The organism is Leucobacter chromiiresistens (assembly GCF_001477055.1).
GTDB lineage: Bacteria > Actinomycetota > Actinomycetes > Actinomycetales > Microbacteriaceae > Leucobacter > Leucobacter chromiiresistens_A.
In genome coordinates, this window is record NZ_LDRK01000013.1 from 1 (window position 1) to 22484 (window position 22484).

Annotated in this window: 18 protein-coding genes; 4 read left to right on the forward strand and 14 right to left on the reverse strand. The window is 70.9% G+C overall.

Going from position 1 to position 22484, the window contains the following annotated elements:
* Nucleotides 1–155 precede the first annotated feature (155 nt).
* Nucleotides 156–1346: a glycerophosphoryl diester phosphodiesterase membrane domain-containing protein gene (locus tag NS354_RS02485; RefSeq protein WP_058593039.1), complete on the forward strand. Its 1191-nt coding sequence runs from the start codon at nt 156–158 to the stop codon at nt 1344–1346.
* A 50-nt stretch (nt 1347–1396) separates the two neighbouring features.
* Here NS354_RS02485 and NS354_RS02490 read toward each other — a convergent pair whose 3' ends face one another.
* Both NS354_RS02490 and NS354_RS02495 read right to left on the reverse strand, forming a co-directional pair.
* The gene (locus NS354_RS02490; protein WP_241490308.1) at nt 1397–2212 is read right to left on the reverse strand and encodes a hypothetical protein; all 816 of its coding nucleotides are present in this window, start codon (nt 2210–2212) and stop codon (nt 1397–1399) included.
* A 204-nt stretch (nt 2213–2416) separates the two neighbouring features.
* The gene (locus tag NS354_RS02495) at nt 2417–4393 is read right to left on the reverse strand and encodes a vWA domain-containing protein (RefSeq protein WP_058593041.1); all 1977 of its coding nucleotides are present in this window, start codon (nt 4391–4393) and stop codon (nt 2417–2419) included.
* Nucleotides 4394–4471: 78 nt separating this feature from the next.
* Here NS354_RS02495 and NS354_RS02500 point away from each other — a divergent pair, with 78 nt between their 5' ends.
* Nucleotides 4472–5935 carry an AAA family ATPase gene (locus NS354_RS02500; RefSeq protein WP_058593042.1) on the forward strand — a complete coding sequence of 488 codons (1464 nt, stop codon included), beginning with the start codon at nt 4472–4474 and terminating at the stop codon, nt 5933–5935.
* A 105-nt stretch (nt 5936–6040) separates the two neighbouring features.
* Here the strand turns inward: NS354_RS02500 and aroB are convergent, their stop codons facing one another.
* The 10 genes from aroB to NS354_RS02550 form a co-directional block, all read right to left on the reverse strand.
* Nucleotides 6041–7123 carry a 3-dehydroquinate synthase gene (aroB, locus tag NS354_RS02505; protein ID WP_058593043.1) on the reverse strand — a complete coding sequence of 361 codons (1083 nt, stop codon included), beginning with the start codon at nt 7121–7123 and terminating at the stop codon, nt 6041–6043.
* Nucleotides 7120–7854: a shikimate kinase gene (locus NS354_RS02510; protein WP_058593044.1), complete on the reverse strand. Its 735-nt coding sequence runs from the start codon at nt 7852–7854 to the stop codon at nt 7120–7122. The genes aroB and NS354_RS02510 overlap by 4 nt, the downstream gene beginning before the upstream one ends.
* Nucleotides 7855–7867: 13 nt before the next feature.
* A complete protein-coding gene (aroC, locus tag NS354_RS02515) occupies nt 7868–9064 on the reverse strand; it encodes a chorismate synthase (RefSeq protein WP_058593045.1) in 1197 nt (398 codons plus the stop codon).
* 32 nt (nt 9065–9096) lie between these two features.
* Entirely contained in the window at nt 9097–9942 is an 846-nt protein-coding gene (locus NS354_RS02520; RefSeq protein WP_058593046.1) for a shikimate dehydrogenase family protein, read from the reverse strand.
* The gene (mltG, locus tag NS354_RS02525; protein WP_058593047.1) at nt 9943–11040 is read right to left on the reverse strand and encodes an endolytic transglycosylase MltG; all 1098 of its coding nucleotides are present in this window, start codon (nt 11038–11040) and stop codon (nt 9943–9945) included.
* Nucleotides 11037–11540: a Holliday junction resolvase RuvX gene (gene ruvX / locus NS354_RS02530; RefSeq protein ID WP_058593048.1), complete on the reverse strand. Its 504-nt coding sequence runs from the start codon at nt 11538–11540 to the stop codon at nt 11037–11039. The genes mltG and ruvX overlap by 4 nt, the downstream gene beginning before the upstream one ends.
* Before the next feature lie 2 nt (nt 11541–11542).
* Nucleotides 11543–14197 (reverse strand): alanine--tRNA ligase, encoded by a 2655-nt coding sequence (gene alaS, locus NS354_RS02535; RefSeq protein ID WP_058593049.1) that lies wholly within the window; start codon nt 14195–14197, stop codon nt 11543–11545.
* A gap of 53 nt (nt 14198–14250) precedes the next feature.
* Entirely contained in the window at nt 14251–14469 is a 219-nt protein-coding gene (locus NS354_RS02540) for a hypothetical protein (RefSeq protein ID WP_058593050.1), read from the reverse strand.
* A 163-nt stretch (nt 14470–14632) separates the two neighbouring features.
* Nucleotides 14633–15262: a 30S ribosomal protein S4 gene (rpsD, locus tag NS354_RS02545; RefSeq protein WP_058593051.1), complete on the reverse strand. Its 630-nt coding sequence runs from the start codon at nt 15260–15262 to the stop codon at nt 14633–14635.
* A 262-nt stretch (nt 15263–15524) separates the two neighbouring features.
* Nucleotides 15525–16820: a replication-associated recombination protein A gene (locus NS354_RS02550; RefSeq protein WP_058593130.1), complete on the reverse strand. Its 1296-nt coding sequence runs from the start codon at nt 16818–16820 to the stop codon at nt 15525–15527.
* Nucleotides 16821–16972: 152 nt separating this feature from the next.
* Here NS354_RS02550 and NS354_RS02555 point away from each other — a divergent pair, with 152 nt between their 5' ends.
* Nucleotides 16973–18220, forward strand: a complete 1248-nt coding sequence (locus tag NS354_RS02555; RefSeq protein WP_430735989.1) for a DUF349 domain-containing protein — start codon at nt 16973–16975, stop codon at nt 18218–18220.
* Between the two features lie 100 nt (nt 18221–18320).
* Nucleotides 18321–18977 carry a hypothetical protein gene (locus tag NS354_RS02560; protein WP_153002089.1) on the forward strand — a complete coding sequence of 219 codons (657 nt, stop codon included), beginning with the start codon at nt 18321–18323 and terminating at the stop codon, nt 18975–18977.
* 44 nt (nt 18978–19021) lie between these two features.
* Here the strand turns inward: NS354_RS02560 and NS354_RS02565 are convergent, their stop codons facing one another.
* Together NS354_RS02565 and secF are read right to left on the reverse strand one after the other, a co-directional pair.
* Nucleotides 19022–21268 (reverse strand): RelA/SpoT family protein, encoded by a 2247-nt coding sequence (locus NS354_RS02565; protein ID WP_058593054.1) that lies wholly within the window; start codon nt 21266–21268, stop codon nt 19022–19024.
* A 159-nt stretch (nt 21269–21427) separates the two neighbouring features.
* The gene (secF, locus tag NS354_RS02570; RefSeq protein ID WP_058593055.1) at nt 21428–22483 is read right to left on the reverse strand and encodes a protein translocase subunit SecF; all 1056 of its coding nucleotides are present in this window, start codon (nt 22481–22483) and stop codon (nt 21428–21430) included.
* Nucleotide 22484 lies beyond the last annotated feature (1 nt).

A 22484-nucleotide genomic window follows, 5' to 3' on the forward strand; every position in this document is an offset into this window, starting at 1 on the left:
CCCCCCCCCCCGAGTGAGCAGTATTTACTGAGCGGCGCCCGTCCGATCGCAGAGACTGCTCCCCCGGAACGGAACGTCGAGACCGCAGGAATAAAACGGACGTACGAGTTGGTGTATGGTAAGCGCGGGGGTGGCCGAACGAGAAGGTGTACGAGATGGCCGACCCCGACTTCCACGCTGCGCAGCGAAACGGCGACTCCGCTCCCCCGACGTCGGAGGGCGCGAGATCGAGCTCCTCCTCCACGCCGCCGGCCATCGCGGACCCCGTGCCTCCCGCGCCGGCTCGCTTCGTGCCGATGGGCGCGTGGCAGATCATCGGCCGATCGTTCGGCCTCCTCGCCTCCAATCCTCGACGGGTGCTGATCGCAGGCGTGCTGATCCCATTCCTCATCAGCGGGACGGCTGCCCTCGCCTCGCAGCTCGCGCTGGTCGCTGCAGAGCACGCGGAGTACAGGCCCGAGCACCTGTCGCTCCTGCTCCTCTCGTTCGTCGTGACCATGGTCGAGCTGGTGCTCTCGCTGGTCGTCCCCACGGCCGCTCAGGCCTACGTCCTCATGAGCTTCCGAGAGGCCGTGCTCGGCAATCGCGCGTCGAACGCCACCATCTTCTCCGGGCTGCGCGAAGTGTGGGGCGGCCTGATCCTCTGGGTGCTCATCCTCGCCGGCGCGGGCGCGGCGGTCGCCATCGTGGCCGTTGTGCTCGTGTTCCTGTTCCTCCTCGCAACGGTGGTCTTCTCCGGAGACGCGTCCAGCTCCTCCGCGCCCTCAGCGGTGTGGCCCGGCCTCGTGATCCTGCTGGCGCTGATCTGCATCCCCGTGGTCTGGCTGTCGATCCGAGTGGCCCTCACCCCCGCAGTCATCGTGCTCGACCGCATGCGCCTCGGAGCGGCGATTCGCGAGTCTTGGAGGTTGACCCGAGGGAGGGGCTGGCGCGTCTTCGGCGTGTTCTTCGCGCTCGGCTCTGCGCACATGATCGTCTCGCTGCTCGCGCTCATCGTGTGCATCTTCGCCGCCGCTGCCGTCATGGGGGCCGTCTACTTCGAGATGTTCGGACCCTTCGAGCATTGGACGCTCGTGCTCATGTTCCCCGTGGTCCAGGCACTCCTCGCGGCGATCTCCGTCGCCGTCACGGCCAACGCGGCCGGCCTGCTCACCGTCGATGCGCGCATGCGAGACGGGTGGCTCGCGGGATCGCTGAACGGCTACGCGGCCGCGCGCGACGCGGGCTTCGCGTCGTATGCCCTGCCCGATCCCTTCGTGTCGCCGCCCGAGTCCTTCGCTCCGCCGGGAGCCTTGTCGACTGCTGCACGCCCGGATCCCGGCTCCCACACGACCACGTCGAGTTGACGCGATCCGTCACCGAAACTGCTCACCCGCGACAACTCAGCCGCGATGACTCACCCCCGCGGGGTGCGCGCGCCGAGGTGCGGGCCCTGGTTGCCGATCTCTCGGCAGGTGATGCGGATCGTCCGCTCGCTCTCGTCGTACACGTGGCGCGCCGCGAGACGCCCGTCGGCGAGTGCACCCGCGAGCCAGGTGAAGCTCGCCGAGTCGACGGGCTGCTCCCCCTCCGCGAGCAGCATCAGCTGCAGCATGAGCATCTCGGGCAGCGTGACGTGCGGCCCGTGCGCGAACCCGAGGCCCAGCACCGGCGGGCGCACTCCGGCGGGAATCAGCCGCAGGGTCCACGGGACCCCCGACGAGGTCGCGACGGGCGCCCCGGCCGGAGCCGCATCGAGCACGCCGAATTCGTGCTCGGCCTCGGATGCGAGCACGAGAGCATGTGAGCGGTGCGTCTCCCCCACGGCATCCGGTGATCCATCGGTCGCTGCGGCGAAGGCCGCTCGCCAGACGTCGGCGCCGCATCCGAAGGGCGCCGGCACTGCAGTCAGCGACGGGTCTGCCGCCAGCTCCGCACCGAGCCGTGCGAAATCGACGCCGGCGGCGGCGAACGCCTCGGGCTCGGGCGGGTCCACGGACATCCAGGCGCATGCCGCGCGGGCAGCGGCGAAGCTGCGCTCCACCCGGCTCCTGGCACCCCGGTCGTCGATGTCGGCGAAGGCGGCCTGCGGCAGGAGGCGCGTCGCCGCGGCGTCGAGACGGTCGTCCAGCGACGCCGCAGCTCCGGGCGTCGCATGGCGCGCAGCCGCTGCGTCAAGATCACTCGCGAGATCGGGGAACAGCGCGCGGATGAGTTCGAGCCGTGCGCTCACACGCCCCCGATCGCCGCGCCACGCCCCGTGGCTCGACGCTTCGCCGCCCCACGCCACCGCATCTCTCGCAGCCGCATCTCTCGATACTGCATCTCTCGACCTCCGATCTCCCGACACCGCATCCCCCGCCCTCGTCATCGCCGCCGACCGCCGCCGACCGCTGGGACGGCCGGCCCGAGCCGCCTGCGACCGTCCCCCTTCACGCTATCGGATCGTCCGCTCGACGTCGTCGAGCAGCAGCGCGTGGAGCATCTCGGGCAGCGCGCGGGCGTCGCGCAGGGTGCGCCCCTGCGGCGCGTATCGGTCGGCGAGGTCGGCCGTTCCGATCCCGATGCCGTGCACCTCCACGCCGCTGCGCCGCAGTCGCCGCAGCGCATGCTCTGCGGCCACGGGGTCGTTCGAGCCGCCGTCGCTGACGAGGATCACCACCCGTCTGCGCGCGAGCCCGCCCTCCGCCCGTGGCACGGTCGACGCTCCGTCGGCGGCGATCACGCCGAGCTCGAGCGCTGCCGCCCGGAGCGCCGCGCCGTCGTTCGTCGACCCCCGCGGGGAGCGGATCGCGCCGTGCACCGCACGCCGCACCTGGTCGTCGAGGCCCGCGGAGAGCGGCTTCACCACGTCGACCGCCGAGTCGAAGACGATGAGCGCGGTGCGGATGTCGAGTTCGAGCGGCGCTCCGCTCGTTCGCTCGGCGGCCTCCACGTCGCGGGCCACTCCGGCGAGCGCCTCGGTCATGATGAGCATCGCATCGGCCGCCGCCTCGGCGGCCGCGCCCTGCATCGAGGCGGATCGGTCGACGAGCAGCACGTAGTCGGTGCTTCCCGATCTTCGGGTGCGCCGCATGCGCAGGGCGCGGTCGCGGAAGGCGCGCGGGCGCGGAACGCCGGCCAGCGATTCCGCGACGGCCTGCGCGAGCGATTCGGCGGCGAGGTCGTCGCCGGCAGCGCTCGGGCGCGCGCTCGCCACCCGGCGCGGTGCGGCGCGCTCGACGATCACGCGCGCCCAGACCGCGCGCATGCGCTCGATCGCGTCGGCGAGCTCCGCGGCGCGTCTCAGGTAGTCGGCGAGATCGGTGCGGGCGACGCCGCCGCCGGCACCGCCGCCCGCTCCCTCGGCGGGGTCCGGGGGGTTCCCCTCGGACCCCGCCGAGACGTCTTCGGACAGCGGGGCGCTCGAATCGGTGCGTCCGCCGCCGGGCATCGGGGTCGCGAGCACGCGGTCCATGAATCCCGCCTGCTGCGCGGCGAAGAGGTCGGCGCCCTCGGCCGTCTCGCGGCCGTCTCCGGCCCGCGCGCGCTCATCATCCGACTCCACGTTCGCGTCGCCCCCATCGGAGGTCTCGGCCTCGCCGCCCGAGTCGTCGTCCCCGGCGGCATCGGAGTCGCCCGAAGCGCCCCGACTCGACGCCAGCTCGCCGAGTGCATCGGCGTCGTCGCCCGCCGGGTCTGAGCCGCGCCCGCCAGCGTCGAGCCCGCGGTCGAGTGCGTCGCGCGCCGCCAGCCGGTCGTAGCCGGGAAGCAGCCAGGCGACCGCGCGCTCGTAACGGCGCACCGCCGCGCGAGTCGGATCGGGGCCCAGCACGCGTCGGAACACGCCGAGCGATCCGTCGGCCTCCGCATCGGGCCCGCCCGCTCCCTCGTCCGAGACCGGATCGAGCAGTCCGCGCCACTCCGAGTGCACCTCGGGAATGGTGCCGACGAGCGGCGAATCGGCGTCAGCGGCCCCGGCGAGGCCCGCGTGCACGATCACGGCCACCCACTGCAGGTGCCGCGGCCAGGCCGACACGTCGCTCGGGATGCTGCGCTGCTGCGCGGCGCGGAGCGCCGGGCGGAGGCCGGGCATGGCGCTGAGCAGCTCGAGCGTCGACTGCACGCGATACACGGCGTCGAAGAGGGGCGCCGCCTCGGGGCGCACCCGCGCGAACGACTCGCGTCGACGCGCACGTGCGCGCTCGACGCGGGCGTTGCGCGGCCCCTCCCAGAGGTGCAGCAGCGCGAGCGCGATCGCCTCGGGCTCCGGGTGCCCGCGCACCCCGTACCACCCGAGCCCCACGCGCAGTCCGGCTTCCGTGAGCTCCCATGCGTCGTCATCGGTCACGCGCACCGGGATGCCGAGGATCGCGCCGGTCGCCTCGACGCGTGCGCGCAGCTGCGCCCGCCGCGCATCGGCCGTCTCCGTCATGCCCTCACCCTATCCGGGCCGCTCGCCGCCCCTTCGTGCCGCTCGGCGCCCCTTCGTGCCGCGTGATAGCGTGACGCCATGCTGCCCGTCGACTCAGACCCCGTGCTCGGAGAGGCCGCCGCGCTGCGCGCGGAGACGCATCGCATCCGCCACGCCATGGCGATCGACGCCCGCGCGGAGACCCGCGCCGAAGCCCACGCTGATGCGGGCACCGACGTCGCAGACGGCACCGCCCGATCGCACGCTCGAGACCTCGCTCTCGTCTCGCAGCGCCTCAGCGCGTTGATCGATGACCCGGCGCACCGCCGAGTGATCGATGCGGCGCTGCAGTCCCGCGCCGGGTCCCTGCGCATCGCCGTCGCCGCGCGACGCGCGGAGGCCGAATCACGTCGCGACCGCGCCGGCGCGGATGCGGTCGTGGCGCGCGCGGTGCGCGGCGGGCGCGAGCTGACGGGAGCGGAATCGGAGCGGGTGCGCGAGCTGCGGGCTCGACGGCCCGACGACTCCTGGCAGTCGGCGATCGACAGCGTCGAGCGCCGAGACGCCGTGCTCGAGGCGCTGGGCACGCTGCGCATCCGAGACGCGCGACGCGAGTTGCGGGAGGGGCTGCTGCAGACCGAGCAAATGCGGGGCATCATCTCGGAGGCGGGCCCGGCGCTGCGCCGGGGCGACCCGGTGCTGCTCGTCGGCGAGACCGGCGGGGCGAAGACCGCGCTGGCCGAGCACCTCGGCCGCGTGGTGCTCGGGCGGGAGCCCGAACTGATCTCCGGGTACGGCGACATCACGAGCGCGCAGGTCGTCGGCACGCACGAGCTGCGCGCCGAGAATGGCGCCACGGTGAGCGTGTTCACGCCGGGGCCGCTGCTGCGCGCCATGCGCGAGGGCCGTCCGGTGATCCTCGACGAGGTGAACGCGATGCCGCCCGAGTTCTTGAAGCGCCTCAATCGCATTCTGCAGTTGCGGCCGGGAGACACCCTGAACGTGCAGGAGGATGCGGGGCGGCCCGTCTCCATCGCGGCCGGATTCGCGATCCTCGCCACCGCCAACGAGCAGACGCCTCACCGCTACCGGGGGCTCGATCGCCTGAGCGCCGAGCTGGTGAACCGCTTCGGGGCGAACGCGTACCGGGTGCACTACCCCGACACCGGCTGCGACTACGCGACGTTCCCTGCGGAGAACGGCCTGCTCGCGGTCGCGGCGGTGGCCGATCATCACGGCGCGCTCCCCGAGCACCTGCCGCCCGACGCGCTGATCCGCGCGGCGCGCGCCGCGTTCGTCAGCCAGCAGGTGTTCGCGGGCGAGCACGGGGCCGGCTTCTCGGACTATGTGAGTGCGGAGCGGGAGATCGACGGGCGGCCCGGGCTCGAGGAGTCCGTCATCGCACCGCGCACGCTCGTCGCGATCCTGCAGAAGGTTGCGGGGAGCGCCGGCGAGATCGGGCTCGATCGCGCGTTCTCCCGCTTCGTCGAGGGCGTGATGCATCGCGAAGATCGGCGCGTGCTCGCGCTCATTCTCGAGGGTCAGGGGTTCCGGATCCGCTGACGCGGGCCGTCGCGCACCCCGAGCCGGGCCGGCTACTGGTGCGCCGCACGGGCGTACTGCCGCACGCGCGTGCCTCCGCACGCGCGATCCGCCGGCCGGCGGGCCCTAGCTCGCGATCTCCTGATAGGCGAACTGCAGCATCGATTCGTCGACGCCCGCGAGCACGCGGGGCTTGCCGATCTCGTCGAGCACGATGAAGCGCAGCATGCCGGCGCGCGCCTTCTTGTCGCGCTGCATCGTCGCGAGGAGCCCCGGCCACCGCCCTGCCGGGTACGCGAGCGGCAGCGTCAGCGACGTGAGGATCCGGCGGTGCCGGTCCACGGCCTCATCCGAGAGTGCGCCGGCGAGCCGGCCGAGCTCGGCCGCATACATCATGCCGATCGAGATCGCGACGCCGTGCCGCCACTGGTAGCGCTCGGCGTGCTCGATGGCGTGGCCCAGGGTGTGCCCGTAGTTCAGGATCTCGCGCAGCCCGCCCTCCCGGAAGTCCTCGGAAACGACCCGCGCCTTCACGCCGACCGCCAGCTCGACCACGCGCTGGAACTCGGGGGTCGTCGGATCGGTGGCGCGATCCACATCGCGTTCGAGGATGTCGAGGATCTCGGGCTCCGCGATGAACCCGCACTTCGCGACCTCGGCGAAGCCCGCGAGGATCTCGTTGCGCGGCAGCGTCTGGAGCAGGTCGAGGTCGCAGATGACCGCAGCGGGGGCGTAGAAGCTGCCGACGAGGTTCTTGCCCTCGCTCGTGTTGATTCCCGTCTTGCCGCCGACCGAAGCGTCGACCATGCCGAGCACCGTCGTGGGGATCTGCACGAGTCGCACGCCGCGGAGCCAGGTCGCTGCGACGAACCCGGCGAGGTCGGTGACCGCCCCGCCGCCGAGGCCGATCACGGCGTCGGTGCGCGTGAAATCCGACTGGCCGAGGATCTGCCAGCAGAATGCCGCGACCTCGACGCGCTTCGCGGACTCGGCGTCGGGCACCTCGGCGAGCAGCACCTGGGTGTACCGCTCCTGCAACTGCTCGCGCAGGTCGTTCGCGAACTTGCCGACAGTGGGCGTGTGGACGATCAGCACCTTCGCCACGCGATCGCCGAGCGCCTCCGGCACGCGATCGACCACGCCGCGGCCGATGGTCACCGTGTACGAGGTCTCCCCCGTGATCGCGATCTCCGTCACTGCATCGGTCATGACTGCTCCTTCTCGCCCCGACGGGCGGTGCGCTGGTGGCGTCCGCCGTTGCGGGCCCACTGGGCGACGCGACGGACGAGCTGTTCTTGGGTCGCACGGTCGGTGCGGTACGTGACGTCTGCGACGGCCTCGTAGAGGGGCCTGCGCTCCTGCAGAATGCGGCCCCATGCCTGGGGGTCGTCGCGCAGCAACGGTCGACGCGCGAGGTTCGCCGTGCGCAGCACCGCCTCCTGCGTCGTCATGAGCAGAACGACCGGATGCCGGGCCAGGAGCGCGCGGGTCGACTCCGTGAGCACGGCGCCGCCGCCGAGTGCGACGATACGGCACCCCTCGGCGCCGAGCTCATCGGCGATGACCTCGGCCTCGATCCGGCGGAACTCGGCTTCGCCGTGCGCTGCGAAGAAGTCGGTGATCGGTCCGTGCCGGCGCACGATGACGGCGTCGGTGTCGACGAACGGCACGCCGAGCTCCCGCGCGACGCGCTTGCCGAGACTCGTCTTCCCGGCGGCCATGGGCCCCACGAAGACGATGGCGCGGTTGGGGAGCTGCGCGCCCGGCCGGCGGCGTCGTCGCCTGCGCTTCGACCGCGCGGGCTTCGCACCCTTCGCGGGGGCCTCGTGGGTCTCGTCCGCGACGGTCGGGATCACCTGCAGCGGGCTGGTCGGGGGCGACGGCTTCGGCTTGTGCTCCGGCGGCCCCGCATCCCGGGCCACCCTGCGGTGACCGCTCATCGTCTGCGCCGCCTCACGACTCGATGACGGTCGACAGGCGCTCCGGAATCGCCGCGATGTACGCCTCGAGGTTGCGACGGGTCTCGGCGACGCTGTCGCCGCCGAACTTCTCGGCGACGGCGTCCGCAAGCACGAGGGCCGTCATCGCCTCAGCGACGACGCCGGCAGCGGGTACCGCGGAGACGTCGCTCCGCTGGTGGTGCGCCTTCGACTCCTCGCCGGTCGCGATGTCGACGGTCGGCAGCGCGTGCGGCACGGTCGCGATCGGCTTCATGCCGGCGCGTACCCGGAGCACCTGGCCGGTCGTCATCCCGCCCTCGATGCCCCCCGCGCGAGATGTCTCGCGCGCGATCCGGCCCGAGTCGAGATGCAGTTCGTCGTGCGCCGCCGATCCACGGCGCCGCGTCGTCTCGAATCCGTCTCCGACCTCGACCCCCTTGATCGCCTGAATGCCCATGAGCGCTCCGGCGAGCCGCGAGTCCAGTCGCCGGTCCCAGTGCACGTAGGATCCGAGCCCCGGCGGCAGGCCGTAGGCGAGCACCTCGACGATGCCGCCGAGCGTGTCGCCCGACTTCTTCGTGTCGTCGACCTCGGCGACCATGCGCGCGCTGGTCTCGGCGTCGAAGCAGCGCAGCGGGTCCGCGTCGAGCGCATCGACGTCGTCGGGCCTGGGCAGCGCGTACCCGGCCGGAACCTGCACGTCGCCCATCGAGATGGTGTGGCTGACGAGCCTGATGCCGAGTTCTGCGAGGAAGGCGCGGGCGACTGCTCCGAGCGCGACGCGCGCGGCGGTCTCGCGAGCGCTGGCACGTTCGAGCACGGGGCGCGCCTCGTCGAAGCCGTACTTCTGCATTCCGGCGAGGTCGGCGTGCCCGGGCCGCGGGCGGGTGAGCGGCGCCCCGCGTCCGCGAGACTTCTCCGACAGCTCGGTCGCCTCGGCCGACATCACCTCGGTCCACTTCGGCCACTCCGTGTTGCCGATGCGGATCGCGACGGGGCCGCCGATGGACACGCCCTGCACCACTCCCCCCGAGAGGTTCAGCTCATCCTGCTCGAACTTCATGCGCGAGCCGCGGCCGTACCCCAGCTTGCGGCGCGCGAGATCCGCGCGGATCCCGTCGAGCGATACCGGGACGCCGGCAGGCAGCCCCTCGAGAACAGCGATCAGTTCGGGGCCGTGAGATTCTCCGGCGGTCAGCCAACGCAGCATACCCGCTATCCTCCCACACCCGGCCGCCTGCGTCAGACAGCGCGACGCATTGCGCTGCGCACCGCCGCCTCGTCGTCGAGCGGTCGGGTCGGATCGCCGTGCACGAAGATGCGCACCTGCACGAGGGCCTGCTCCACGAGCATCTCCGTGCCCGGGTGCGCCTCGCCGCCGGCCTCGCACCACCGCGCAGCGAGGGGCGAGGGCCACGGATCGTAGGCGACGTCGAAGAGCGGGGTGCCCGTGAGGCCCTGCGGGAGGAGGACGCGGGCGGCCGCGGGACCGGGCAGGGCGGAGACCACCAGCGTGCGCGCCTCGGGCACGCTCGACGGCTCCGTCCCGTCGCCGCCATACACGACCTCCATCGGCGCGGCGTCGGGCGCGGCGCGCGTCCCCGTGAAGCGATCCACGAGCGCCCGCCCGGCATCCGCGTTGCGCGCGAGCAGGGTGATGCGCTCCGCGCCGAGCCCGCGCGCCGCGAGGATCGCCGACACCGCCGTGGCGCCGGAGCCGAGCACCACCGTGCTTCGCGGGTCGAGACGGGCGTGTGCCATCGCCGCGGACAGGCCGGGCACATCGGTGTTCGCCCCGAACCAGTCCCCGTTCTCGCGGCGCAGCAGCGTGTTCACGACGCCGCTCTCAGCGGCGACCGCGTCGAGCTCGCCGGCGATCCGGTGCGCTTCGACCTTGAGCGGCATCGTAACCGAGAAGCCGCGCCACTCGGCGCCGCGGCCCCGCAGGAACGGGGCGAGACCCTGCTCGCCGCAGCGCACCGCGGAGTAGCGCCAGTCGAGCCCGAGCTCGCGGTAGGCCGCCGCGTGGATGCGCGGCGATCGTGAGTGGGCGATCGGAGACCCGAGCACCGCGAGTCTCGCGGTCACTCAGCAGCCCTGATCGGGATTCGCGGCGCACCACTCGCGGAACTGCCCGATGGCGGCCTCGTGCTCCTCCTGCGTCGTCGAGAAGACCGACTCCCCCGTCTCGAGGTTCACGGCGACGAAGTAGACCCAGTCGCCCGCCGGCGGGTTGAGCACCGCCGAGATGGCGTCCCGGCCCGGGTTCGCGATCGGCCCCTTCGGCAGCCCCGTGTTGACGTACGTGTTCCAGGGGTTGTCATCGGCGAGGGCCTCGTCCGTCGACCACACGCTGCCGTCGGCGTGCTGCCCGTAGCCGTACTGCGCCGTCGAGTCCATCTGCAGCAGCATGCCCTGCTCGAGCCGGTTCTCGATCACGCGCGCGACCTTCGGGAAGTCCTCGATGCGGCCGCCCTCGCGCTGCACGATGGACGCCTTCGTGAGCACCTCCTCGCGCGACTCCGGTGCGACGCCCATCTCGTCGAGCACCTGGATCTGCGTGTCGACCATCTTGGCGATCGCCTCGGCCCCCGTCGTATCCTCCTCGAATTCGTAGGTGGCGGGGAACAGCCACCCCTCCAGGGTGTCGACTCCGGCGGGCAGGCCGTAGGCGCTCACGTCCGCTGCGGCCGCCTGGAGCTCCTCCAGGGGAATGCTCGCGCCGGCGGAGACGAGTTCGAGCGTCTTCTCGACCGTGTTGCCCTCCGGGATGATCGCCGTGAACGCCATGCGGTTCTCCGGGTTCTCCAGTGCGTCGAGCGCCGCCTGGGCGCTCATCTGCGACTTGACGCGGTAGGAGCCGGGCAGGAACGCGACCTCCTCGGGCTGCTCCAGGAGGAGGCTGTAGAACGCCTCGGCGGTCTTCACGACGCCTGCCTCTTCGAGCGACGCGGCGACGTCCTCGCCGATCTCGCCCTCGGTGATCACCACGACGACCTCGCCGGTGCCCTCTCCCTCGTAGTCGTTCGACGTCCAGCCGAGCGCCTGCGAGATGCCGTCTCCGTAGTGCGACCAGAGATAGGCGCCGGCGCCGGCGAGCCCTCCGAGGAGCAGCACCGCGACGAGCAGGGAGATGAGGATCCGTCTGCCCGTCCGTCGCCGATCCTCGCGCGTGCGTGCATTCATTCCGTGGCCTCCTCGGTCACTGTGGTCGTCGTAGTCGCCTCTGCCGCGTGACCCGGCGCCGCACCGGTCGAACGCTCGATATCGAGGGCGTGCTGCAGGATCACGACCGCCGCAGCCTGGTCGATGATGGATCGGCTCTGCTTCGCGCGCTTGCCCGCAGCGCGCAGCTGACCCTGCGCCGACACGGTCGAGAGCCGCTCGTCGACGAGCCGCACCGCGAGGTCGGCTGCAGCCGGGTGCGCGGCGAGCGCGTGCGCGAACCGTTCCGCATCGTCCGTGGACGGGGTGCGCTCACCGCGCAGGTTGAGCGGAAGCCCCACCACCGCTTCGAAGGCTTCGAGCTCAGCTGCGATCGCGGCGATCCGCACCAGGTCGGCATCGCCGCCCGCGGCGCGCGGAACCGTCTCCACGGGGGTCGCGAGCATGCCGTGCGGGTCGCTGCGCGCCACACCGATGCGGGCCTTGCCCACGTCGACGCCGATGCGTACACCGGTGCGCACGCTCAGCCGCCCAGCGAACGGCGGATCTCGGCGAGCGCCGCGTCGATCTGCGCGGCATCGGTTCCGCCGCCCTGCGCGAGGTCGTCCTTGCCGCCACCGCCTCCCCCGAGGATCTGCGCGCCCGTGCGCACGAGCGCGCCGGCCCGCACTCCGGCCTCGCGGCCCGCGGCCGTCGTCGCAGCGATGACCACGGGCTTGCCGCCCGCCTCACCTGCGAGTACCACGACGCCGGGCTGCGCGCCGAGCTGCTCGCGAATGGTCAGCGCGAGGGAGCGGATGTCGTCCGCCGAGCCGACCGCACCGAGCGACGCGAGCACCGCGCGCACACCGCCGAGCTGCTCCGCGCTCGCGAGCAGCTGCGGCACGCGCTCGCGCAGCTTCTCCGCCTCGAGCGCCGCGATCTTCTTCTCGGCGGCGCGCAACTGCGCGCCCAGATCCTGCACCTTGGTCACCAGCTCGCCGCGGGGCACCTTGAGGCCCCCGGTGAGCTGCTGCACGATCGCGCGCTCCGCCGCGAAGTTGCGGAACGCCTCGATGCCGACGAGCGACTCCACGCGTCGGTTGGTGGAACCCACCGAGCTCTCGGAGATGAGATTGATCATGCCGATCTCCGCCGAACTCGACACGTGCGTTCCGGCGCAGAGCTCGCGCGACCAGGGGCCGCCGATGTCGACCACGCGCACGCGATCGCCGTACTTCTCACCGAAGAGCGCCATCGCGCCCAGCGCCTTGGCCTCGTCGAGGGGCATTTCGCGGGTCACCACGTCGTAGTCCGAGCGGATCGCGAGGTTCGAGATCTCCTCGATCTCGCTCTTCGTCTCGGACGACAAGGCTTCGGTGTGCGCGAAGTCGAGGCGCAGATACCCGGCTTTGTTATAGGACCCGGTCTGGTGCGCGCTCTGCCCGATGACGTCGCGCAGCGCCGCGTGCACGATGTGCGTGCCCGAGTGCGCCTGCGTCGCGCCGCGCCGGTAGTCCGCGTCGACCCGGGTCTCCGCCCGCGCATCGATGCCGATCGTCCCGATGACCACGCGCACGGTGTGCACGATGAGACCGGCGACGGGCTTCTGCACGTCGAGCACCTCGGCTTCGAAGCCGTCGCCGATGATCAGCCCCTGGTCGGCGTCCTGACCGCCGGATTCGGCGAACAGCGAAGTCTCGGAGAGCACGAGTTCGGCGATATCACCCTCGTGCGCCTCGCGCACCGGGGCGCCGTCCACCACGATTCCGAGCACTCTGCCCTCGTGCACGAGTTCGCCGTACCCGGTGAAGAGGGTCTCGCCCAGCCCGCGCAGCTCCTTGTAGATCGAGAGATCGGCGCGCTGGCCCTTCTTCGCCTTCGCGTCGGCCTTCGCACGGTCGCGCTGCTCCTGCATCAGCGACGTGAAGACCTCGGCGTCCACCGGCACGCCGGCCTCCTCGGCGATCTCGAGCGTGAGCTCGATCGGGAATCCGTGGGTGTCGTGCAGCAGGAACGCCGTGTCGCCCGGCACCGCAGCATTCGCCGACTTCGCGGCGTCTACCGCCGAATCGAGAATCTGGATGCCGGAGGCGAGCGTGCGCAGGAAGGTCTTCTCCTCCGCGTACGCGGCGCGCTCGATGAAGGCGAAATCCTCGGCGACGGCCGGGTAGGCCGCCTGCATCGCATCGCGGGAGACGGGGAAGAGCTCGGCGAAGCAGGGCCCCTCGACGCCCAGAAGGCGCATCGACAGGATCACGCGGCGCAGCAGGCGCCGCAGAATGTAGCCGCGTCCCTCGTTCGACGGGGTGACGCCGTCGGCGATGAGCATGAGCCCGCTGCGCACGTGGTCCGCGATGACCCTCAGGCGCACATCGTCGGCGTGATCCTCCCCGTACGTCTTGCCCGCGATCTCGGCCGCGCGATCGAGCACCGGGCGCACCTGATCGATCTCGTACATGTTCTGCACGCCCTGCTTGATGAACGCGACGCGTTCCAGGCCCATGCCCGTATCGATGTTCTTGCGCGGCAGCTCGCCCAGGATCGTGAAGTCGGTCTTCGACCGCACATCGGCGACCTCGTACTGCATGAACACCAGGTTCCAGATCTCGACGTAGCGGTCGTCATCGGTCGCCGGGCCGCCGTCGACGCCGTACTCGGGGCCGAGGTCGTAGAAGATCTCGGAGCAGGGGCCTGCGGGCCCCGGCTGGCCCGTCGACCAGTAGTTCGTGTCCTTGCCCAGTCGCTGGATGCGCTCGTCGGGGAGGGTCGAGTGCTCGCGCCACAGCGCGATCGCCTCCTCGTCCTCCTCGTACACCGTCACCCAGAGGTCCTCCGGCGCGAAACCGAGGCCGCCGTCGGCCTCGCTCGTCGTCAGCAGTTCCCAGGCGAAGCGGATCGCACCCTCTTTGAAGTAGTCGCCGAACGAGAAGTTGCCGCACATCTGGAAGAAGGTGCCGTGCCGCGGGGTCTTGCCGACCTCCTCGATGTCGTTCGTGCGGATGCACTTCTGCACGCTCGTGGCGCGGTCGAAGGGTGCCGGCACGAGACCGCTCAGGTAGGGCACGAAGGGCACCATGCCGGCGACCGTGAACATGAGGCTCGGGTCGTCGCTGACGAGCGACGCGGACGGGACCACGGTGTGCCCCTTCTTCTCGAAGAAGTCGAGCCAGCGGCGATGGATTTCGGCGGTCTGCATCGGGGGGTCTTTCTGTGGAAGTCGGTCGGTTGCGTGCGAAGCGGGGCTGCGGATCAGCCGCGCTCGCGGATGGCGGCGCTCAGCGCCTCGGCATCCGCATCCTCGTCGTCGGCGTCGCCCTCGCGGTAGCCCGACGCGAACGCACGACCCAGCTCGTCCATGCCGCGGTTGACGCGGGCGAAGAATCTCCGCCCCTCGGCCGTCTGGTTCACGAAGTGCGCTCCCACGAATCCCACCGCGACTCCGGTGATCAGCCAGAACAGCTTGCCCATGTTTCGGTCCTCCCGTCGGCGTCGGTGCGCGACCGCGCGGTCGCGCGTGCTCGAGCACTCGACAAGCTTAGCGGGTGGCCCCGAGCGGGAGGAGCGGGGCGGATACGACGAACGGGGCGCCGGATTCGATCCGGCGCCCCGTTCCATTCGCGGGTGCGAGTGCTTAGCGGCCCGAGTAGTACTCGACGACGAGCTGCACTTCGCAGGTCACGGGGACCTCGGCGCGCTTCGGGCGGCGCACCAGGCGGGCCTGAAGCTTGTCGAGCTCGACCTCGAGGTAGCCCGGAACGTTCGGGAGCACCTCGGCGTGGCCGCCGGCAGCCGCGACCTGGAAGGGCTCCATCGCCTCGGAGCGGGCCTTCACGTGGATGAGCTGACCCGGCTTCACGCGGAACGAGGGGCGGTCGACGATCTTGCCGTCGACGAGGATGTGGCGGTGCACGACCATCTGGCGGGCCTGCGCCGTGGTGCGTGCGAAGCCCGCGCGCAGCACGAGGGCGTCGAGACGCATCTCGAGCAGCTCGACGAGGTTCTCACCGGTCAGGCCGTCCTGGCGACGCGCCTCCTTGAAGGCGATGGTGAGCTGCTTCTCGCGGATGCCGTACTGGGCGCGGAGACGCTGCTTCTCGCGCAGACGGACGGCGTAGTCGCTGTCGCTCTTGCGCTTGGTGCGGCCGTGCTGGCCGGGACCGTAGGGGCGCTTCTCGAGGTAGCGCGCGGCCTTCGGGGTCAGCGCGATGCCGAGTGAGCGCGACAGGCGGGTCTGGGAACGGGTACGCGACGTAGTCGACACGTGGATCCTTTCGGGTTTCTGATGAATGCAGGCGATCCGGGTGCGGATCGCTCAGGTTCTCTCGGCCAGGCTGCGCCCGCATCAGCAGGTGATGCACGCGACGCAGCGAACCGTTGTTCGGTGAGGGAACGACCAGTGCAGAAACCCGGCTACAGGGCGACTGCCGACCGCTTCCCGAGTGCAGCCTGCAACGGGAGCGGTGTTGGCCGTCGACCAGCTTATCACCTTCTCGCCGCGAACGCCGGTCGCGGGCGCCCGCGCGTCACGGGGAGGAGTCGCTCGATCCCCGGGTGATCCGACGGATCTTCTCGAGCCGCTCCCCCACTCCGCGCTCGTTGCCGTGCTGCGTCGGCTCGTAGTACACGCGGTCCCGCAGCTCGTCGGGCAGATACTGCTGCTGCGACACGCCGCGCGGGTCGCTGTGAGGGTAGCGGTAGCCCTTGCCGTGCCCCATCCGCTTCGCTCCCGGATAGTGGGCGTCGCGCAGATGCTTCGGCACCAGGCCGAAACGACCGGCTTTGACGTCGGCGATCGCGGCGTCGATCGCGGTGATGACCGCATTCGACTTGGGCGCCGTCGCGATGTAGATCGTCGCCTCGGCGAGCGGGATGCGCGCCTCCGGGAGCCCGATCAGCTGCGTCGCCTCCGCGGCGGCGACGGCGATCGGGAGCGCCTGCGGATCGGCCAGGCCGACATCCTCGGCGGCGTGCACCATGAGTCTGCGGGCGATGAACCGCGGATCCTCCCCCGCCTCGATCATGCGCGCGAGATAGTGGATCGCCGCGTCGGGATCCGATCCGCGCAGCGACTTGATGAAGGCGCTGATGACGTCGTAGTGCTGATCGCCGTTCTTGTCGTAGCGCAGCAGGGCGCGATCGATCGAGACGGCGACCGTCTCGGCAGTGACCACCGGAGTCGCATCGCTCTCAGCGCTCGCGATTGCCGATGCTCCGGCCGCCTCGAGGCCCGTGAGCGCGCGTCGGGCATCCCCCGAGGCGACCTGCACCAGCGCCTCGAGCGCTTCGTCGGTCACCTCGACCGCGCCGGCCCACCCGCGCGGGTCGGCGACCGCGCGCTCCAGCAGGCTTCTGAGGTCGGGATCGGCCAGCGGCTCCAGCGTGAGGAGCAGCGAGCGCGAGAGCAGCGGGCTGATCACCGAGAACGAAGGATTCTCGGTCGTCGCGGCCACGAGCGTCACCCAGCCGTTCTCCACCCCCGGGAGGAGTGCGTCCTGCTGCGCCTTCGTGAACCGGTGGATCTCGTCGAGGAAGAGCACGGTGGCGATGTCGTAGAGATCGCGATCGTTCAGCGCCCGCTCCATCACGGTGCGCACATCCTTGATCCCCGCGGTCACCGCCGAGAGTTCGACGAAGCGCCGGCCGCTCGAATGCGCGATCGCCTGCGCGAGCGTCGTCTTCCCCGTGCCCGGCGGGCCCCAGAGGATCACGGAGACCGCTCCCCCGCCGCCCGCCGAATCCGACGCGAGCGTGCGCAGCGGCGAGCCCGGCTTCAGCAGGTGCTGCTGGCCGACGACCTCGTCGAGCGAACGCGGGCGCATCCGCACCGCGAGCGGCGCCGTCTGCGCGGGCACTGGTCTCGAATCCACGCCTCCATCGTATCGACCGCGCACCCCGCGACCTCAGACCGCCACTGTGGCATAGTGGTGGTGACTATTCCGTCCGGTCGGTAGCCCGGCCCCACACACGACAGGTGAGCACAATCGTGAGCGAAGCGAGCAACGAGACGTCCTGGGGACGAGTCGACGAAGACCGTACCGTCTACGTGCGCGAGGGCGACGCCGAACGAGTCGTCGGCTCATTCCCCGACGGCACCCCGGAGGAGGCGCTCGCGTACTTCACCCGCAAGTTCGCGGACCTCGAGGGGCAGGTGACCCTGCTCGAGGCGCGCATCGCCCGCGGCACCGCCGACGCCTCGGCCGCGGATACCGTCGCCAAGCTCCGCGAGCAGCTCGTCGAGCCCGCCGCCGTCGGCGACATCGCCGGCCTGCGCGAGCGCGTCGAGAAGCTCGCGTCGAAGACGGCCGAGCTGAGCGAGAAGCAGAACGCCGAGCGCGAGGCCGCGCGTGCTGAGGCCGTCGCGAAGCGCGAGGCCATCGCCGCCGAGGCCGAGCGCCTCGCCGGTCAGCCCGCGGCGTCGATCCGCTGGAAGGACACGAGCCAGGCGTTCGAGCAGCTCTTCACCGACTGGCAGTCCGCTCAGCGCAGCGGCCCGCAGATCCCGAAGTCGCAGGCGGATGCGCTCTGGAAGCGGTTCCGCTCGGCCCGGCAGTCGTTCGACTCCGCGCGTCGCGCGCACTTCGCGCAGATGGATGCGACCAACAAGGACGTGAAGCAGCGCAAGGAGCGCATCATCGCCGCAGCGGAGGCCCTCGCGCCCCGCGGCGTCGACGGCATTCCCGCGTACCGGGCACTCCTCGACGACTGGAAGGCCGCCGGACGGGCGAGCCGGAAGCTCGACGACCAGCTCTGGGCGCGGTTCAAGGCGGCAGGCGACGTGCTGTACGAGGCGAAGGCCGCGGAAGCCGCTCAGACGAACGAGGAGTACGCCGAGAACCTGACGGCGAAGCAGGCGCTCCTCGACGAGGCGGCGCCGATCCTCGACGTGCGCGATCATGCCGCCGCGCGCAAGCAGCTCACCGCGATCCAGCTGCGCTGGGACGAGCTCGGCCGGGTGCCGCGTGAAGCGCTGCGCGACATCGAGGGCCGCCTGCGGAAGATCGAGGATCACGTCAAGCAGCTCGAAGACGAGCACTGGAGCAAGACGAACCCCGAGACGAAGGCGCGCAGCGAGGGCCTCCGCGGCCAGCTCGAGGCGTCGATCGCCGACCTCACCGCAGAGCTCGAAGCCGCTCGCGCAGCGGGTGACGTCCAGAAGGAGAAGGACGCCGAGGAGAAGCTCGCGACGCAGCAGTCGTGGCTCGCCGCGATCGGCGACTGAGCCCCGCACACCCCTCCATCTCGGAGCGGATCGCGCGAGTTCTCCACAGCATCCGGGTCGGTGCCCGCATGCGGGCCTTCCGGTGCTGCACCATGAGGGGATGACGCTTCCCCAGGTGCACGACCCCCATTCGACCGATGCCGTCGCTCCGGCTGGCGACGCGAGCACGCCAGCCGCGCACTGTTTCGCGGTCCACGAGTGGCTGCCGATGGCATCGCAGCTCCGGCCGAGACTCGAGGTGCCGCGCATCCACGAGTGGCCGCCGGCCGTGCGCTCGGCCGAGCGGCTGCGCGGCACGCTCGTCCCGTGCGGACCTGGAATGCGCCCGGTCGCGTGGCCCGAGACGCCGCGGGTGCGCCTGTCGGCGCTCGCGCCATGGCTGCAGGAGCGATACGTCGCGATCGGCCTCACCGCCGCGTGGGTCTGGGGCGCGGCGCGGAGCCCGGGCGACCCCCTGCAGTGCTCGACCATCGGTCGGAAGCGCCCGCCCGCGCGCCGCGCGCCCGGCGTAGACGTGCACGAGCACGCGCTCGCAGCGGCGGACTTCGTGCTCATCGGCAGGGAGGCCGCCACCACGCCGACGCGCACCCTCTGCGACCTGCTGCGGTCACCGGGCCCGTTCGACGTCGAACCGCGCGTCGCGTGCCGGGTGCTCCTCGCGCGTCATCCGGGTGGCAGGTCGGCAGTGCAGACCGCGCTCGACGCCGGCTCGTCGCGCCACCGGCGCATCGCTACGGCACGCCTGGCTTCGCTCTGACCGCTGCCGGTCGCGTCGCCGATGCGGCGGGGCGGCACGGACTGCTAGTTGGTGATGCGGTACACGTCGTACACGCCGTCGATGCGGCGCACGGCGTTCAGCACATGCTCGAGGTGCGTGGCGTTCGCCATCTCGAACACGAACTTGCTGATCGCGAGACGAGAGCTCGACGTATTCACCGAGGCGGAGAGGATGTTCACGTGGTGCTCCGAGAGCGTGCGCGTCACATCCGACAGCAGGCCGGAGCGGTCCAGCGCCTCCACCTGGATCTGCACGAGGAAGACGCTCTTCGACGTGGGCGCCCACTCGACGCCCACGACGCGGTCCTCCTGAGCGCGCAGCGTCATGAAGTTGTGGCAGTCGACGCGGTGCACGGACACACCCTGCCCCTTCGTCACGTATCCGAGGATCTCGTCGCCGGGAACCGGAGTGCAGCACTTCGCGAGCTTGGCGAGCACGTCGGAGGCGCCGGCGACCACCACGCCGCTCGAATCGGTGGTCTTCGGCGCGCGCGGCGCCTCGATGATGGGGAGCGTCGCCAGCGCCGGCTCGGTGGAGGTCTGCTCGTCGAACACGAGCGCCGTCACCTTCTCCACGACCGACTGCGCGGAGACGTGCCCTTCGCCGACCGCCGCGTAGAGCGCGGTGACATCCAGGTATCTGAGCTGCAGGGCGATCTGCTGCAGCGCCGAGGAGTTCATGACGCGATGCAGCGGGAGCCCCTGCTTGCGCAGCGCCTTCGTGATCTCGGTCTTGCCGGTCTCGGCGGCCTCTTCGCGCCGCTCCTTCGTGAACCACTGCTTGATCTTGTTCTGCGCGCGCTTGCTCTGCACGAAGCCGAGCCAGTCCTGATTCGGGCCGGCGTTCGGATCCTTCGAGGTGAACACCTCGACGACGTCGCCGTTCTGCAGGGCGGTCTCGAGCGGCACCAAGCGGCCGTTGACGCGGGCGCCCATCGTGCGGTGGCCGACCTCGGTGTGCACGGCGTACGCGAAGTCGACCGTGGTGCCGCCGTCGGGCAGGCCGATCACCCGGCCCTTCGGCGTGAAGACGTACACCTCCTTCGCACCGATCTCGTATCGGAGCGCGTCGAGGAACTCGCTCGGGTCCTCGGTCTCCGCCTGCCAGTCCGAGATGTGCGCGAGCCAGGCCATGTCGTTCGACGCCTGGCTCTGATTCTGCTGTCGCTGCTTGTACTTCCAGTGCGCCGCGACGCCGTACTCCGCGCGCTGGTGCATCTCGACCGTTCGGATCTGGATCTCGACGGCGCGGCCGTCGGGCCCGATCACCGTGGTGTGGAGCGACTGGTACAGGTTGAACTTCGGCGTCGCGATGTAGTCCTTGAAGCGGCCCGGAATCGGCGTCCAGCGCGCGTGCACCGCGCCGAGCACCGCGTAGCAGTCGCGGATCGAGTTCACGAGCACGCGGATGCCCACGAGATCGTAGATGTCGTCGAACTCCCGGCCGCGCACGATCATCTTCTGATAGATCGAGTAGAGCTCCTTCGGGCGGCCCGTCACCTCGCCGCGGATCTTCGACTCCCGGAGGTCGCCCTCGATCGCCCCGATGACCCTGCCGACGAGCTCATCGCGTTGCGGGTTGCGCTGCTCCACGAGGTTCTGAATCTCGGCGTAGAGCTTCGGCTTGAGCACCGCGAACGAGAGATCCTCGAGCTCCGTCTTCATCGACTGGATGCCCAGGCGATGCGCGAGGGGGGCGTAGATCTCGATCGTCTCCTGCGCCTTGCGCTTCGCCGAGTCGCCCGAGACGAACCCCCACGTGCGCGCATTGTGCAGCCGGTCGGCGAGCTTGATCACCAGCACCCTGATGTCTTTCGCCATCGCGACGACCATCTTGCGCACGGTCTCCGCCTGCGCCGAATCGCCGTACTTGACCTTGTCGAGCTTCGTGACCCCGTCGACGAGCATCGCGATCTCTTCGCCGAACTCCTGCGTCAGCTGATCGAGGGTGTACTCCGTGTCCTCCACCGTGTCGTGCAGCAGCGCCGCCGCGATGACGCCCGGAGCGATGCCGAGGTCGGCGAGGATCTGCGCCACCGCGATGGGGTGAGTGATGTACGGTTCACCGCTGCGGCGCTTCTGGCCGCGGTGCGCGCGCTCCGCCACCGCGTACGCGCGCTCGATGACGGTGAGATCGGCGCGAGGGTGGTTGCCGCGCACCGTGCGGATCAGCTGATCGACAGCGCCGGGGGCGCTTCCGCGGGAGAAGATACGCGGCACCAGGCGCCGGAGCGCGGTCGTTCCGCCGGTCGTCGTATCTTGACTTGCCACGGATCACCTCCTCGAATGATTGAACGCTACACCCGCGGCGATGCTCTGAGCAAAGCGAGCGGCAGCGGCGGGAACGACGGAGCGGGCCGGAGGCCGCCCGGGCACGCGCATTGCGCAGCCCACGACGATCCCCGGCCCGCTCACCAGTGCTCTCGTTCCCTAACGGGTGCGCGCCGGGTCGGTCTCGGCGACCGCTGCGTCGTCCTCCGAACCCGCCGCCTCAGCGCCGTCGCGCTCCCGCGTGCGGAGCACCTTGGCCTCGTGCTTGCGGATGCCGGGCTCGCGCTCGCGCAGGTGCGCGTAAGCGGGCGATGCGATGAAGATCGTCGAGTACGCGCCGACGAAGATGCCGATGAAGAGCGCCAGCGAGATGTCCCGCAGCGTTCCGGCGCCGAGCACGAACGCTCCGATGAAGAGGATCGACGCGACCGGCAGCAGCGCCACGACCGAGGTGTTGATCGACCGCACCAGCGTCTGGTTGACGCCCAGGTTCACGGACTCCGCGAAGGTGCGCCGGTCGTTCAGCTCACCGGGTGCCGTATTCTCGCGGATCTTGTCGAACACCACGACGGTGTCGTAGAGCGAGTAGCCGAGGATGGTCAGGAAGCCGATCATGGCCGCCGGAGTGATCTCGAAGCCCGAGATGCCGTAGATGCCCGCGGTGATCACGAGGTCGTGCAGCAGCGCGATGATCGCCGCCAGCGACATCTTCCAGGTTCTGAAGTAGATCGCCATCACGAGCGCGGCGAACAGGATGAACACGATCAGTGCGATGATCGCCTGACGCGTGATGTCCTGCCCCCATGCCGGACCGATGTACGACGTCGTCACCTCGGCGACGGGCACGCCGTAGCTCTCGGCGATCGCTTCCGCGACGTCCCGGTTCTCGGCGTCGGAGAGCGCCTCGGTCTGCACGCGGATATCGGTCGGGCCGACCTGCGACACGCGGGGAGCGCTCCCCGGGAGCGCCTCCTGCACCGCCGACTCGGCGATCGCGGGATCGCGATCCTGCGACTCCGAGAGGTGGACCTGGAACTGGCTGCCTCCCGTGAACTCGATGCCGAAGGTGAAGCCGCCACGCAGCAGCGGACCGGCGATGGAGATGATGATCAGCACGATGGAGATCACATACCACGTCTTGCGACGACCGACGAAGTCGATCGACTTCTCGCCCGTGTAGAGCGCGTTGCCGAACTCGGCGAATGAGCGAGCCATG